This window comes from Agrobacterium burrii, from assembly GCF_017313405.1.
In the GTDB taxonomy this organism is placed as follows: Bacteria; Pseudomonadota; Alphaproteobacteria; order Rhizobiales; family Rhizobiaceae; genus Agrobacterium; species Agrobacterium burrii.
In genome coordinates this window covers 1-15,561 of sequence record NZ_JAFLNA010000025.1, presented here as the reverse complement: position 1 = coordinate 15,561, position 15,561 = coordinate 1, and the positions used below count along the sequence as shown (strand labels likewise).

General features: G+C 46.5%; 10 protein-coding genes. 5 read left to right on the top strand and 5 right to left on the bottom strand.

All coding sequences use genetic code 11. From position 1 onward, the window contains the following. Positions 1-91: 91 nt before the first annotated feature. Entirely contained in the window at positions 92-1,357 is a 1,266-nt protein-coding gene (locus tag JZX89_RS28275) for a glycerophosphodiester phosphodiesterase family protein (RefSeq protein ID WP_045231703.1), read from the bottom strand. Between the two features lie 771 nt (positions 1,358-2,128). Here JZX89_RS28275 and JZX89_RS28270 point away from each other — a divergent pair. Then, positions 2,129-2,794 carry a RolB family protein gene (locus JZX89_RS28270; RefSeq protein ID WP_233283094.1) on the top strand — a complete coding sequence of 222 codons (666 nt, stop codon included), beginning with the start codon at positions 2,129-2,131 and terminating at the stop codon, positions 2,792-2,794. A gap of 455 nt (positions 2,795-3,249) precedes the next feature. Here JZX89_RS28270 and JZX89_RS28265 read toward each other — a convergent pair whose 3' ends face one another. After that, complete coding sequence (locus JZX89_RS28265; RefSeq protein WP_207136112.1) at positions 3,250-4,821, bottom strand: C protein; 1,572 nt, start codon at positions 4,819-4,821, stop codon at positions 3,250-3,252. 447 nt (positions 4,822-5,268) lie between these two features. Next, positions 5,269-6,458, bottom strand: a protein-coding gene (locus JZX89_RS28260; protein WP_207136111.1) for an IS3 family transposase whose coding sequence is annotated in 2 segments (ribosomal slippage) — positions 5,269-6,209 and positions 6,209-6,458 — 1,191 coding nt in all. Because the reading frame shifts where the segments join, the coding sequence is not laid out codon by codon here. Between the two features lie 693 nt (positions 6,459-7,151). Between JZX89_RS28260 and JZX89_RS28255 the strand changes: the two genes are divergently transcribed. The 3 genes from JZX89_RS28255 (at position 7,152) to JZX89_RS28245 (ending at position 10,693) form a co-directional block, all read left to right on the top strand. Further along, a complete protein-coding gene (locus JZX89_RS28255) occupies positions 7,152-7,868 on the top strand; it encodes a RolB family protein (protein ID WP_045231701.1) in 717 nt (238 codons plus the stop codon). Between the two features lie 706 nt (positions 7,869-8,574). Continuing rightward, the gene (locus JZX89_RS28250; RefSeq protein ID WP_010974818.1) at positions 8,575-9,270 is read left to right on the top strand and encodes a RolB family protein; all 696 of its coding nucleotides are present in this window, start codon (positions 8,575-8,577) and stop codon (positions 9,268-9,270) included. A gap of 478 nt (positions 9,271-9,748) precedes the next feature. Continuing rightward, positions 9,749-10,693, top strand: coding sequence for a RolB family protein (locus JZX89_RS28245; protein ID WP_065687545.1), 945 nt, complete (start codon positions 9,749-9,751; stop codon positions 10,691-10,693). An 814-nt stretch (positions 10,694-11,507) separates the two neighbouring features. Here the strand turns inward: JZX89_RS28245 and JZX89_RS28240 are convergent. Both JZX89_RS28240 and JZX89_RS28235 read right to left on the bottom strand, forming a co-directional pair. Continuing rightward, entirely contained in the window at positions 11,508-12,437 is a 930-nt protein-coding gene (locus JZX89_RS28240) for an SDR family NAD(P)-dependent oxidoreductase (protein WP_233278963.1), read from the bottom strand. Between the two features lie 237 nt (positions 12,438-12,674). Further along, a complete protein-coding gene (locus tag JZX89_RS28235; RefSeq protein WP_045231699.1) occupies positions 12,675-13,781 on the bottom strand; it encodes a glycerophosphodiester phosphodiesterase family protein in 1,107 nt (368 codons plus the stop codon). Positions 13,782-14,545: 764 nt separating this feature from the next. On the opposite strand from JZX89_RS28235, the gene JZX89_RS28230 reads away from it, so the two are divergent. Then, the gene (locus tag JZX89_RS28230) at positions 14,546-15,229 is read left to right on the top strand and encodes a RolB family protein (protein WP_081880123.1); all 684 of its coding nucleotides are present in this window, start codon (positions 14,546-14,548) and stop codon (positions 15,227-15,229) included. The last annotated feature ends 332 nt before the right edge of the window (positions 15,230-15,561 follow it).

Below are 15,561 nucleotides of genomic sequence, written 5' to 3'. Positions count from 1 at the left end.
TGAAAATTATATAAGTAATTCAATATTACAGAGAATAGATAGATAACATAATTTACTTCCTATGTCTGATATACGGGATTCTATAATAATATCACGGTACAGATTTTCCATCTTGCTCTATAACGTCGAGATGGGGGCAGTGGTGATCAACCCTGCGGGGAACGCCTTTGTTACGCCATTCCCAGAATGACATCTCATCCTCAGATCGGTCTGATATAACCCAGTCGGCAATCGCTGCTGCATTGCCGGGTATTCCATAGCCACGGCGAATGTACTTTCGTTCATCTGTCTCGCGTGGCATCGGTCTCCCTGTCCTGATGTTAATTGAAAATTCTGCTTTCTCGCCATTTTCCAGTTGAGCGGAGAAATCGTAGCATCTTGTTGCAGTTGCCAGCTTAAGGTGTGGACGCATCTTTCGCACTTCTGGATTGTCCTTCACATAATAGGCAAGGCGTACTGCGGCGTAATCTGCGTTGAAGGCTCTAACGATTTCCGGTTTGTCACAGAGGCCCAGCTGCTCAGGTTTTACCCTGGCCATCACAATGTGAACTGCGACCACTCTCATCGGCTGCCTGAGCATCGAATCGATCCAGATTTTGCCGCCTTCATAAAGGTCCTCGACGGCGATGTCGCTAAGATCGATCAGTTTTGCCAACCTCGGAAGTTCTTGAGGAAAAATCACCGGCATGAGCGCGACGGTTTCCCTCCAATCAGGCTCAGGGCTAACCTGTTTGACCGCGTCAAAGAACGCTTCGCCGCTGGAGTACTCGAAGGTGTAAAAGAGAAGGACCACACGTTGACGGTATTTCGGACGGCGGCTTAGCCAAGCAGTGATAATGTGGGCTTCAAAGTCGCGACCATCTAAAAAGAAGGTTGCGCCTGGATTGACGTCGAAAACCTTATCCAAAAGAGGCTCAAGAAAAGGGATGATGTCGTTTGTTACGGTGTATGATTCTGTGATCTCACCATTTGAAACCTCTCGAATGATCACCGGTATATTCTTAACATCTGCTGAATGGAGTTCTCGGATCAGTCTATCCGGTAACGTGGAAATCCGCCAGGTATTGAAGTCGTGAGACACAACGGGCAAATTGTCAGAAGTTAGTGTCGTATCCAATTCAGAAAGATTTCGCCGTTCCATCCCTCCGAGGGCAGTCAGTAATGAGGTTTCGGTACACTCCTGTACGCCCTTCCCCAAGTTGTACATGCCCCGGTGTTCTATGACTTGAAGGGGCAGTTGCTCTTCAAGGCGTTCAAGAAGGTGTGGTACCGAATGACGAGCAAGCACCTCGTCTGAAGTTACGCCTGCTGGGAGATCCCACTGGATTTCCCACCTGGGCCATCCTGTATCCTTCACTGGGAAGGGTTTGCGCTGACAGAGTACCTGAAAAAAACCGGTTAAAAACTCGGAATGAACCGGAAATCAAAAGAAAGAAAAAGATGAACCTACATCCATATTTCGAGAAAAGCGTGTGTTCGAAACGTCGGTTCGGGCTAGAGCAGGAGGGTACCGAATGATCGCAGCCGCACAGAAAGAGCGCGGTTTAGTTTGTTATAGCAAGCGCTACACAGGTCGTTTGCCCAGTTTAAATGTATAAGACAAGACTGCCAGCTGGAAGTTGAGGAATAGCGTCTTAAATTCATCATGATATAAGCATGCGCGGGAATCCCGCTCCTTTTTTGAAAGCTAAGGTCAGTGTCGGCCGCAATGGCAGTGGATACCAGAATTTTCAAATCGTACTGTTCGACGGGTCTGACTTCTTTCAATCTAGGCCGCCGAAAGTATTTCTTATATAGGAGCACGTTTATCATTTGATGTTAGTACAAACACGTTTTCGCTGTCGGCAGATGGAGGTGCATAATTATAAAAGGATGATGCCTATAAAGAAGAGACTAATATTATAATATCGGCTATTATGACTAAGGAAATTTCTTGAAATTATTGCGTTATGGTTGAATTATTATTCTAGAGGCCCTGTATTTTTGCCGACATTACTAATTTTTATTATCTGCGGCAGTGTATAGAAGCCTCATACTTTACGGACGCGCGCTCTGCAGTTAAAGTCGCTAGATTGGCAGGGGGACCTGGGAAGCACCTCCAAAGTGCAGAATGTACTACGAACGACCCGTGTTCGACATAGTCGATACCTGGGAGATAAGAGAACGGGAGGTACTTAAACCCGTCCTGAGCGTAGCTGAAGAAGATTACTGCTATTTCGTGCAGAACACGGTTGCCTCCGCGCAGCGCTCCTGGGTTGATTTAGTCGCCAATCTTTTTAACTCTCCAGATTCTGACATTGATGACGCGCTGAATCGCTTTGCAGACGCGCCCTGCTTGCATGGGCCGACACTCGAGCCGATGAACCTGATACTCAAAGGTTCTCCGATGTATGTTTATTGCTCGTTCGAAGAGATGAGAAGTTGTGCAACCAAACGATTCTATGAGGGCATTTCGAATCGCGGCGTGGTGATTTGCACAGTTCCACCCTATGCTGAGGGGGTAACGAGAGATGATATGAGTGTCTGGCAAAATCAGGCCTGTGTGAATACCTGCAGCGGGAAGAACGATTTGGATGCATACATCGCATTCTTGCCAACCAGTTCGCTTCAGGAGTCGAGCTATTGGCACACGAAGAATGGTATCTATAGTTTCTTGGCACCGTCGCAAACGGATGCCTTTTGCTGCGAAATACTTTGTGTGGGGCGGGCTCTTTTTGAAGATAGGAGCCGTAAAGAGAAACTCAGAAATTGTTTGTTGAAGCTTCTCAATTACCGTCTCAAGCTGTTATTTTGATGGCAAATGAGTTTACTGGCCCAATATCTGGGGCTGAAAGGGAGTGAAGTTAAAAGGTCCGAATATATCTAATGGCGCTTACGCTTGGTCGGCTTTTTGCCCGCGGATTCACTATAAATAAATTGTAATGTCAGATTTTCAATCTGCGTATTATGATCTGTACGCTGGGTGTTTATTTTATTGTATGTCTTTTGCATATGGATTTTTGTATTGCGTATAACGTTATGTAATCATAATGAGATGAGCAACGGCCCATAAACAAGACGCTTTTATGCTGATGCAATGACAGTTTCTCTTAGAGGAAGATGTAATGAGCTCCGTATATGTAAAGTAATAATAGAATCTTTTTAAAACGTGAATGACTGCCGTGATGCTTTTGTGTGAAGATACATTGTGCGGTGGTTTTTTTGGATCACGCGTTTTTCTCCCTCCAGGTGAAGTGGACCAACAAAATATTAAGCTCCTGAACGATCATTGAGGAGTCTCGAGCCAACGTGCATGAATAGTCTCCCCCAAAGTTTGGGAAAAAGGCTCAGGAAAAAGATCAGTACGAAGGCTATCCAGAAATGAATGTTGGCGAACCCAGCAAGAAAAGATTTTTTCGTCAGAAGCCAGTAACTCGAATTGCCCAGCACGAATAAAGTGCTTGGAAAACTTACGCCGGCGGTTGCGGTGAAAAGGCGCAACAGATCGTGCGAGCTTTGCGAATTATCCATAACGTCAACAGCGGCCCGCGCAGCTAACGGCACAAGATTGGCCGCCGCAATAAGGCCTGAATAGGCATCGGTTGGAAACGTAGAGAGGCATATCAGGCCAGCCATCGTCAGGATTGCTACTAGTATGCCTGCTTTGCCTCCCCGAGGATTGCGGTCTTTATCGTCGGCAATATGGCCGACCCACCGGAGAACCCTCAGGGCATCTTCATGGTCTTGTTTGTGGTAACCGATCTGAATACGGAGACGGTTACTCACCTCAAAGGTGTCGAGCCAGGAATAGATGATGGTGCTGGAATTCCTCAATCTTGTGTATTCAGAAGTGAAATCGGAACTCTGAGCTGTAGAAATCCTTTTCATCCGCAAGAAAGAGTATTTTAATAAATCCCGGATGTTCTTCCTGTTCTGCATCAGCATTTGCCACAGAATGCATAGTGACGCCTTCCATGCTACATCTTTGGCGGTGTGAAATGTGGTTCCCTCATGTTGGGGCATAGCAATGGCGAATAAGCCAAAAATTAAAACTGGCAATCCTCCGAGGAAGACTTCGCAAGCCAGGTGAGCGGCGAGCCTCGTGTCCGCCCAAGGATAATCAAAAATCGCAAGCACCATAAGCTGTGTTTGCAGAGTAATAGGCCCAGAGCGCAAGACGGCAACTTCCGCTCCAAGTGAGGCAGATACTATGTCGGGCAGGACAACCGCCAACTGCATTATGACCAACCAAAGCCAGAACAGACCCCTCTCCGAAAGGGGTAGGTGGCATTTTAGTTGCCACCTCATTTCTTGCGTTTGAATGGATTGCGCGCTGCGACGCAGGTACTTTTTAACTTCTTTGGGCAGGCTGGGGAGTTCAAGAATAACTCGAAAGGCGTCGTCTCTTTCCTTGCGCGCTTGAGTGGCCCAAGCGTTTCGCGTGGATAGGGGCATGCGCAAGAGGATATCCGTCAAGCTGTTCTCCGAACTGGCGAATGGACGATAAGATTTGTCGGCAATATCTTCATCAGGAATGACGGCCGGTTCCGGTGCTGCTCTTAAAGCAAACGCATCTACATGGTCATGGGCCGCTGGCTGGTGCGTTGAACAAAAGACCTGCTGCATATGATGTGATACCATGCCTTCATCTTCTGGCAGTGGAGTGACGGAATGGCCTCGAATGCAGTCTGCTTCTTGGCCGACATCGGTTTCCTCAGTGATGTAAGAGTAAGGTCCTCCCAAGAAGGGTGAAGGGAGGATTTTTCTGACATGGAGGGAGTGAAGCCAGCTGCTTTTGAGCTTTCTTTCTATCGCCTCAACCGGAGTGTTCTGGTTCTCCATTGATAACTTGGCACAGCTTGAGGCATCCAGGGAATGCAAAAGCTCCTTTATTAATTGTGCTCGGATCCACCGAATAAAAATGCACCGCGTGGGTCTCGGTCCTGTTTTGGCCTATAAGTCAAAGCAGCGGCGTCGACTAGACGATAGTCAGTTGTTTTTTTAAAGGAAAACGAGTTTTCTATTCGAAAAGAAAATGTGCCGTTCGCCTAATAATGATGCCAATGACTTAATCTGTACGACGGATCGTGTAATATTATAGAGCCAAGTGCGATTCAATGAATTTCAATTGTTGGTATTTCAGCGAATTTGTATTTTTCCATTTGGAATGGTATAACAGCACGTTCATAACGTTAAAGGAAAGGGGAGGCATATACGCGGAATATTTAACTGTATCAATGAAATTGAAATATTCAATCTGGCACGCAGAACTGACCTTGCCCCCAAGTTTTATCCAGTTTTGAGTTCGCTCCAGCGGTTTTGGGTTGCTGCATTCTGGGCGGTAGCGGCGGGTTGCGGTGCGGAGCCACTTCGGCTGCGCAGCACCGCATCACGTCGCGGGTTGATGGTTTGAGCGAACTCTGCAGGTGTCATCCAGCCGAGCCCAGAGTGTGGTCGATGTTCGTTGTAATCTCCTCGCCAGGCTGAAAGTGAAGATCGAGCATGGGTCAGTGACGAGAAGAGGGTCTCATTCAGGAACTCGTCTCGTAGCCGTCCATTGAAGCTTTCGATAAAGGCGTTCTGGATCGGTTTGCCAGGCGCTATATAGTGCCATTCCACTTTCGTCCGATCCGCCCATTGCAGGATTGCATTACTGGTGAACTCACTGCCGTTGTCACTGACAATCATCCTCGGCTTGCCACGTCTCTCGATGATCCGGTCCAACTCATGGGCAACCCGCAAGCCGGAAAGGGACGTATCGGCGACGAGAGCCAGGCATTCTCTTGTGCAATCATCGACGATCGTAAGCACCCGGAACCTGCGGCCATCGGTGAGCTGATCTGACACGAAGTCCAGCGACCAGCGATCATTGGCAGCCGTCGGGATCAACATCGGCGCTCGGGTGCCTATCGCCCGCTTACGCCCGCCACGCTTGCGTACCGTCAGCTTCTCTTCCCGATAGAGCCGGAAGAGTTTCTTGTGGTTCACAAGATGGCCCTCGCGTCTAAGCAGCACATGAAGGCGTCGATATCCAAAACGGCGGCGTTCATGCGCCAGCGCCTTCATTCGCTCGCGAATGTCGTGATCATCGCTGCGCCTGGTTTCGTAACGGATCGTCATCCGGCAAAAGCCGATGGCTTTACACGCCCGCCGTTCGCTCATCTGGTGATGATCCATCAGATGAGCGACAGCTCGCCGCTTTGCCGCGGGCGTCACCACTTCTTTCCCAAAAGGTCTTTCAAAGCTGCATTGTCGAGCATGGCATCCGCAAGAAGCCGCTTCAGCTTCGCGTTCTCGTCCTCCAGCGTCCTCAGCCGCTTGGCTTCGGATACGTCCATGCCGCCGAACTTGGCCTTCCACTTGTAGATGCTCGCATCACTGACACCGTGCTTGCGGCAAAGCTCCGAGACCGGCGTGCCCGCCTCGTGCTCCTTCAGAATGCCGATGATCTGTTCGTCTGTAAAACGGTTGCGCTTCATTCCCTGGTCCTCTCAATGGGCCAGAGCTTACTTCAAAATGGATTATTTCAACGGGGCAAGGTCAGAACCCACATCAACAGTTTAACTCGACTCTCGGAAAGCCAGCTATCATTCGAAAATCTGTCGCTTCCTCTAGCGCCGCTGTGATTGTAGGGCGAAATGACAAACTGCGCGACGTTGCCTGAATGACTGGCTGTATGGCATGGGACGCGTTCTTGAAAGAGAGTCGCTAAGATAAACCTCTCCAACCCAACCGAAACATGGTTGCTTCCGTGTTTCGAACACAGCAGTTTCACCTCATTGGGAGACTTGTTGAGAGATTTTCAAATTTGTCGGCAGGTTCGATTGCTGACTATTGATTTACACGAAAGTGTGAAAAACAAGTCCTTATCGTGGCAGTTGGTATGATGTTCAGGAGCAACGCAATTCAAAAGTGGACCCAGGCTGTTTCACGGGTCCCATCGCGGTGCCCAAATATCTGAGTAGCATCAAAGCTCTGGTGACGGTCAAATGAATTCGTCGGTGTTCTGGGAACAAGCGTTTGAAAATGTTGATATGCTCCTTCCCACTTTGACAAGTGCGGCACGAGCGAAATAGTAACCTAATCTTTCATTATTGCGATGTTTGACAATCACTGGGCAGGTGAGTGTTATAATAGAGGGCCATTAGCCTTCGGCCATGCACACCTCACTAATGTCTTACAATCAAAATATGATACCCTCAGGGGATGATCGCCCCGTTTTTCCGACAATTGATTTGTTCGCAAACACCTCCCTGGAAGAACTTCAGCAGAGCCTATGCGCGGCGGTCGCAAATTATAGGGATTTCCTCACTCGAAAGATTCTCCCCTTCCAGCAATCGTGGGTTGTCCGAGTCCTTTCCGAATCCGGCCTAGACGAAGAGACTCTGCGCGCAATCAAAAGCTGTGTCTTCACGCCGTGTTGCAGCATTCCTGGCGCCGTCCAGCCAGATAGAATTTGCCAACATGACTCACCAATCTACATCTACACCTCCCTGAATTTATTATCGCAATACGTCGAAGGAAAAACCCTATTGCGGTGCTATCGCAAATTTGTGCTGGCTTCATCACTCCCACCATACCGAACGGATATTCCAGCAGAGGAGCTCAAGAACGTACTCAACAGTATCTTGCCAGGCGCCTATAGCATGCCGCATGCCGTAAGCTGCTTCGTGGCCATTTTGCCCAGTAAGAAATTCACGATCAGCATGTCCAAAATCACCACCCGTGGTGGCGCGGAGGAGCATTTTGTCGTTTTCAGTAGAGAAGAGAACGACATAATCCCATACGACATCGTCGCAGTGGGGAAGACGCTGTTCTCCCAGTCGGACGAGGAATTTGGTTTGCCAAATCTCAGCTTCGATGAACTACAGAACCTTATCAGCACTTAATCTGTTTTCTATTCATGGATAGAAAACAACCCTAGTGTATGGGATCAATATAACCATGCTAGTGCCACTGTGTATCTCCCGATGAGACATGTAATGATATGGATGCATGTTTCATGCAAGGATAAGAATGCGATAAAAATAATTTGATAAAAATAAGTCCGTGATGCTTTTCTGAAACATCTTTGAGGAAGTATTATTTATTGAACAGATTTTACACAAATTGAAAATTCATCCTGGTGAAACAGCGTATTTTTTTGACAGAATCGTAATGATTCGTGAGACAATGTGGGCCATCGTTTTCGGGCATCGAAAGCTGGCTTCGTCACGAGCCAAGCGAAGGCACAAGCCTCAATTTTGCGATGAGCCAGGGAGGCACGCTACGTGTCTGTCAGCAATTATAGGACTATGGTGGATGCTTTTTGACAATGTGGCGATAAGGATCACCTCGATAAGCTCGAAACCTGCTTTATGTCATTCACATGTCAATTATCGAAAAAACGGCCCTACGCTCATCCAATAGTTAAGTAACGGGTCCTGTTTGTAGTTTAACAGACAGAAATTCTGTTTCCAAAAGGTATTTCAACAGTAGAAATCCGTAAAATTACCATGATCACCTTCCCTGCACATGCGTTTTTCAGCTATAAAGCAAGATTCAATCTCTGGGGCTCCAAAGAGCTCCGGATGCTTACACCCCGCATAAAGCTTAATGATGGTATATCAGCGTCCTGTTTTCACGGTGATTAGCCTGCTGCGGATCCGGAACCGCGAAGAGGCCAAGCTCGTGCTGATCGGAGCAGTCGTGGTTTATCGCAATTTTGTGGAACAAACCTTGGCTGATGCCCAAAAAAATTGGGTCAAGTCACTCGTACTCTACGACGATCCGGGTGATGCTGTGACCGGAATCCTGACATGGTTCAGCAGGTATGCATGCTTGCACGGACCGAGGTTGGGGCCGTTGGACACAATCGCCGTGAATGATAATCCGCTCTACATTTACTGTCCTCGCAGGAAGCTTGAGGAATATGCAAAAGAACGTATTGTGTCTTTTCATTCAGAGATCGGCTCGGTCGTGTGCTCCATGTCACCCTTCGATGCAGGCGTGACGCGTGAGAAGGTCCGCTATGGGCATAACCTGATATCCCCAGGGTCTTGCCTCCTTCCGGATGCTTTGGAAGCCTATGTCGCCTTTCTCCCGAGCAAGTCGTTTCTGAAATTGCCATATAGCGTTTATGAGGTTCACAATGATCGTTATGTTCATAAGTTCTTTGCGCTGCTCCCAGGATCCCGCTTTCATTTTGAAGTCGTAGCGGTTGGTTTGGCCTATCCCGCTGCTAAAAAAAGGCCTTCTGGTCTTGGAATTCTGCGTTGTTGCTTCACCGGAAAGACAAACACCTGCCTGTAAGAAACTAAGCGTTGGAATGAAGCCAGAAGGTCCGCATCGCCGTTTACCGGTTTATTGTGAAATATCTTTTAAGTTATGATAATCTGCTGTTGCACATCGGCAGCAGATCGTGGGCTATTGCCAGTATGTACTACGTTCTGTTTTCAAGCACTGTAGCATCTTTCTAAGCGAAATAAATTATCTCGTTTGTTTGTGTTTTTGAAACAAATATTCATACAGAACAGTGCGATATGTCGTAAAATAGTAAACATGCTGTTCAAAGTTCTTATCCCCAGGCAATTGCCTCGGATACCTATAGTTTTAAAAGAATACAATACATATAACGACATATACGTTTTGATGCCACACAAAGTCAATGAATAGCGGGAAATAGTCGTAAGCGAAAGTTATCTTGTGTGTGACGAACTGTGTAATTGGATGCAGGGTCTATTTAAAGCCTTTTGAGCGGATGAGGTGAAGACCATTTCTGCAAATAGATATGATGGTTCCACCACGTCCAGGCTTCGCTCCGCTTACTCTTGAATCTATTAATGACAGAATGGAAATGCATCTATTTTTGACCAGTGCATGCATCCTATATCATATCTATATCCGCGATAATCTCCTGATTTATCAGGAGATTTGGACGAAATACTGGCGGGGACGATTGGCAGAGAGCGCGCTAAAAAACGAAATTTCCGCGTTATTTCTTCGTCTCCCATTTCCTCGTCCGCCGACGCTTCAGTCCATCGCAGAGCAGGAGGTGATCTGTAAAGACGCGGCGCCAATCTATGTTTATTGTTCCCGGGAAGCTATGCTGAGTCATGTGCAGTCTAAGGATCTTTGCCAATTCGGAAGGGCGAACCTTCTCGCATGCACGTTAGCTCCTTACCGAACCGGAGTTACAATCGAAATGGTGCGATGTTTGTTCAAGCGTTTACACGATGGAAATCGCGTCGAAGCTGGAACCGGCGAAGAAGACTTGAGTCATTTTGTGGCCTTCCTTCCCACCACGGCTTTCCGGCGAGGGCCGCGGTTTTACCTGGGTGGCGAAAGTGTCCAATTCTTTCTACGAGAAGGAGGGTTGGAACTCCCTTGCCACATCATCGCGTTCGGTAGAGCGTTGTTCAGCGAAATACTAGCTGATGGCTCGTCCTGGGACTGGAAAAGCGTCGGGGAGAGTTCTCGTTTGAATCATGTTCGGGCCAGTGTCGAATTGTCACGCAACGTTCCAACGGCGGAGACAACTGATAATTGGGCCGAAGCGGCTTTAGGAGCCGACGCCGTGTACCCCGTGCGGCCTCCAAATCTGACCCCGACGCAAGATCATCCTTGCAAACCCTTGCTTTCGGGAAATCGAGTGCCGAATGAACGTCATAGACCTTGGAAGCGCTTCTTCAAGAAGCTCCGATCTGTTTCAAAGCATTTCTACTTTAATCGCTGAATCTGTATTAATTTGCTGTCTGGTTGTGCTTTCGCTTAAATAATTATCTATGTTCGAGTGCGGTCCTTGTGATGTTGTTGAAACAAATGTTTTATTGGCTGATATGGCCACCAATAAAAATTTTAAAATAGCGATCATGCTATATTGATAGAACATGGTTGTTTGCTACAGGTAATCAGATAGGTATTTAACAGGTATTATTTGTCGAACACAAACCCGATAATTTCGCAGTTCAATTATTGAATATCGAGAATCCGAGCGACTAAGTTTGAAGTGATTTCCCGAAATTATCGCATTTTTGAAAAAATCGTAAAGACAAATGGACGTGGCCAAGGGTCACCGAGTGCGGCGTGCCGCAAAAATAGAAATCTGGTCTCCAATTATGCCACTGCAATTTTCATTCGGCACCCTGCTAGGGGAAATTATCAATCGAGTACCCCATAGTTGGTGATCAATCCCATTGACTTTTTCATCTTGGCAGATGGTGACTCTGTTCAATCATTATTTTAGCTTGTTTGATTTTCTATGAAAGGCCCTCGGAATAATTATTTCCATAAGGTTCTAGTCGTTAAAGCTGTAGACAAAACTTAGGTCATCAGGGTTTTGATTTTCCCAGAGGCCTTCATTTTAATTAACTAAAATCCGTACTGTCTCAATACAAAAGGAAAATGATTAAATCAATAAAAACACTGAGGAGTAAAGGTTTTATTCATCATAATATTTAAAATTACACGGGAACAGACATAAAGAAAACATCAAGAGTTAATCAAACAGAGCACGCGACCCGCGCAACCTATATCTCCTCCGATTTCGTTTAACGCGTGGCTTCTTTCATACACAGCACCTCAATCTTTGGGACAAAAGCGTTGTTAGGACGCTCGATAGCCTGTCGAACAAGTTCAGCTATGTGCTCGGGCTGGATCTTACCATCATCCTCAATCTCATCAGTCCAAGCACTCATTTTTGTCGCCACATAGCCTGGGCATATTTCCATTGTTCTAACGCCGGACTCCCACCCAACATGCTGGGCTGTTTTCGTGAGACCTGAGAGGGCGTGTTTTGTCATGTTGTAACCAACGAACGAGTTCAGAACCCGCTGGCCTGACATGGAGTTGATATTGACGATCCGGCCAGATCCACTTTTCGCGAGCTGAGGCAGGCACAGCATGATCATCCTCAGCGGAGCCCCAGCGTTGATCTTCCACTGTCTCTCAAGCTGCTCATAGTCAATTCCCTCCGCAAGCGCTACCCGTGTTCCATCCCCAGCATTGTTAACAAGGCCATCTATCCTCCCAAATTTTATCATGGCCGTCGATACCCACTCCTCCATCGTTTGGAGGTCCTCAGCTTCAAAACGTGCGAAGTGAAGAGATTCATTCTGAAACCCAAAAGTGGCTTCCAGTTTTTCCACGCTACGCGCTCCTAAGCTCAAACGAAAACCACGCCGCATCAGGTTGTCGACGATGGCCTTGCCTATGCCTCCAGATGCACCAGTGACCAGAAACACCCCGCTGTCTCTAGTGTGGACGTTCCAAGATGAACCATCGAATTTGAAGTGGAGAACACACGCGTTACATCTTTGCATCGCGGTCAGCTCAACCCCGAGCAGTGTAGCAACTACTGAGAGTACACCGCCATGAGAAACGAAAAGAATATTCGACCGGCGGGCATGAGTCAGTGCTCCCGCCTCTCGAGCGGAAAAGAGTTCAGTTTTTTCACAATCAGGGTAATTTTCAACAAACATTTTCCGTGGACCGAGACCACCCTCATGCATGCCAAAGTGGCGCTCGCCACCAATGAGAATTATTGTAAATCTGGCGCGAAATAACAGAGATTTAACACGTCTAAAGTTATCTTCGAAATGTAGAAAATTACATATTCATTATAATGGACAACATACATCTCGAATAAAAAGATAGAATACGCGTGAACACATTGATATATCGAAATTAATAAACATATTGTTTCAATTACGAGACTTTTATTTTGACGTTTCTATATTAAGATCCAAGTGTGGACTTAGATGAGAAACTTCACGATCGATTCCTTGATTTCGCCATTCCCAGATAGCCATTTCATCTTCAGGTCGATCTGAGATTACCCAGTCCGCAATTGTTGCCGAATTTCCTGGTGTTCCTTTTCTCCAACGTATGTGTTTCCGCTCGTCTGTCTCATGACGTCGGGCCCTGCCTGTTTTAATGTCGATGGAGAACTCACCCCGCTCGCCGGAATCCAGGAGGGCTGCGAAGTCATAGCATCTAGTGACCGCAGCAAACTTCAGGTGAGGGCGTTTAGCTCTAATCATCGTATCCTCCTTGAGGTAATACGCGAGTCTCACTGCGGCTTGATCTGAATCGAAAGCCAACAAGACATCTTTATCGACAACTTGGCCCAGCAAATTTCTGGTCACCCCGGAGAAAACAACATGTGCCGCCACGATCCTCATGTCTTGCATTAGCATGGAATCAAACCAGGCTTTGCCTGCCAAATACAAATCATCGACTGTGGGTTCAGTAACTTGACGCAGACGGGCCAGTCGGCACAGTTCTTCAGGAAAAAGAGCGGGCATCAGGGAGATTGATTTCCTCCAAGCAGATGCGGGCTGGGCATTTAAAACTGCATCAACGAAGGCACCGCCGTGTGGGTATTCAAATGTATAGAAAAGTACAACAACTCTTTGATGGTATTCCGGCCGGTGGCTAAGCCAAGCCACAATCACGTGAGCATCGTAGTTCCTACCGTCTAGGAAAATGGTGGCATCTGGATTAGCCAAAAATACCTTGCTGAATATTTCAGTTAACAAAGGAATATGATCAATGGTTTCAAGATACTTGTCTTGTATTATCCCATTTGATACCTCTCGGATAATAACAGGTACATCCTTGATTTTTGACGAGTGAATTTCATTGAAAAGCTTATCTCCCAACTTTTCAGACACTCGCCAAGTGTTAAGATCATGAGAAACGATAGCTACATTATCTGAAGTTAAACAGACGTCCAACTCGCTCAGATTGCGTCCTCCTTGCCCGAGCGCGGCCAACAATGAGCTCGCGGTGCATTCTTGAATTCGTTTCCCTAAATTGAACATTCCTCTGTGCTCAATGACCTGTAAGGGCAGGTCTTCCTCGAGCCGTTCTAGAAGCCTTGGGACAGAATGGCGTGCGAGAACCTCGGGGGGAGTAACGTTTTCTGGTAGATCCCAATGGAGTGTCCAAGCCGGCCAAACGGTTCCTTCCACCTTGAGTGGCTTACGTTGACAAAGGACCTGCGCAAAAAAAACGGGAGGTTACGAAACGACATGGTGAGTAAAATATAAAGTACTCTTACATTCACAGCCATTTGCGAGCTAAAGCGAATTGCCGGGTGCACGGCGGGAATTGCAGCGATTTCGATCTAAAAGTGACAAGCAAAATTTGTCGTGGAGTATATAGATATTGCCAAATGGAGTACTTAAATAATGCACAAATGCTGACAGTTTTAGCTAATATTTTATTGTGGGGCATAACTTAGCTGGAATCACTCCACGGATAATCAGTCATTGTTATTTTCGGCGTCAATTTGTCGGCCACTATCCGATTAGTTGCGCAAATCTTCAAATTTTCGACCTCACATCACACCTTTGTCGGTGTTTTCAGCGAAAGGCAGGTCCCATTTTTGAAAAATCCTCCATCAAGATAAATAGTTTAATAGGGTAAAAGGACGAAATACTTCGGTGTTGAGATTCGACTCAATTAATTTCAAACCAATCCCGTGATTGATGCTATAGAGTCACCCAATATAAGGGGCACTGAAGCGCGTTTAATTATTGACTGTGACTGAAATTTACATTCAAAAATAAGTAACTAGTTCGATATGTATCACAGTCGACCGATATTCAACATTATCGGTAGCTCGAATATACAAGATCGGCGTCAACTTAAACTCGTCCTACGTCACACAGAGATTGCTTATCGCAGCTTTGCACAAGAGGATCTCATACCTGTTCGACGTTCCTGGATGAATTCCATCATTAATACTGATGTTCCCATTGATCCAGCTATAGATGAAGTGGTCAAGCGCTTTTGCGAAGTTGCTTGCTTGCCAGGCCCAGCAGGTATACCCCTGAATATTATACTAAAAGATTCTCTAATGTACGTTTATTGTTCGTTTCAAGAAATGCGAAGGTATGCATGCGAGCGATTTTATGAGGGCTTTTCCGGCAAAGGCGTGGTCATCTCCACCGTTCCACCCTATGCCCAAGGATTAACAAAAGAAACTATGAGGTGGTGGCAGAACGAGGTCTGTCAAATTACAAACAATGAAAAAAATGACTTGGATGCTTATATTGCTTTCCTTCCGAATACTTCGCTTCAGAACACAAGTTTCTCGCACGTGAAGATCGGCGGCGATACCTTCCTGGCGCCATCCCGGGCTGACCCTTTCTGTGTTGAAATAGTCGCGGTCGGCAAAGCTCTCTTTCAGGATAACGGGCTGAAAAAGGCACCCAAGGCGGGGTGGACAATGGCTCTCACCTCCTTGTTGAAGCGCTTGGTCTAATACGCACATCTGTGTGTGAGCGGGAATGAAGCAACAGTGTCCGATCGTAACGAAATGTGTCAAGTCTATGTAATGATAATAAGATGATGTAGCCTGCATGCAGATAATCAGTGTATTTCCAATATGTACTTTAATTACCGATGTCGTATCGTTGTGTGCTTTATGAATAATAAATTATTTACCATAGATGTATCTGATTAATATTTTGGTCTCGAGTCGCAGTATAACTTTTGAGCCGTTCTATCAATCAAAGCAAATTAAAGGTGCAGCCTATGTAAATTGCTAATTTAATTTTGCTTTAGAATCTAATTTACCACTGAATTATAATATAA

Coding starts and splice junctions, on each gene's coding strand:
- JZX89_RS28240 (WP_233278963.1), bottom strand. CDS start 12,437: ATGTTTGTTGAAAATTACCCTGATTGTGAAAAAACTGAACTCTTTTCC.
- JZX89_RS28235 (WP_045231699.1), bottom strand. CDS start 13,781: ATGTTCAATTTAGGGAAACGAATTCAAGAATGCACCGCGAGCTCATTG.
- JZX89_RS28230 (WP_081880123.1), top strand. CDS start 14,546: ATGTATCACAGTCGACCGATATTCAACATTATCGGTAGCTCGAATATA.
- JZX89_RS28255 (WP_045231701.1), top strand. CDS start 7,152: ATGTCTTACAATCAAAATATGATACCCTCAGGGGATGATCGCCCCGTT.
- JZX89_RS28245 (WP_065687545.1), top strand. CDS start 9,749: ATGATGGTTCCACCACGTCCAGGCTTCGCTCCGCTTACTCTTGAATCT.
- JZX89_RS28265 (WP_207136112.1), bottom strand. CDS start 4,821: ATGGAGAACCAGAACACTCCGGTTGAGGCGATAGAAAGAAAGCTCAAA.
- JZX89_RS28250 (WP_010974818.1), top strand. CDS start 8,575: ATGATGGTATATCAGCGTCCTGTTTTCACGGTGATTAGCCTGCTGCGG.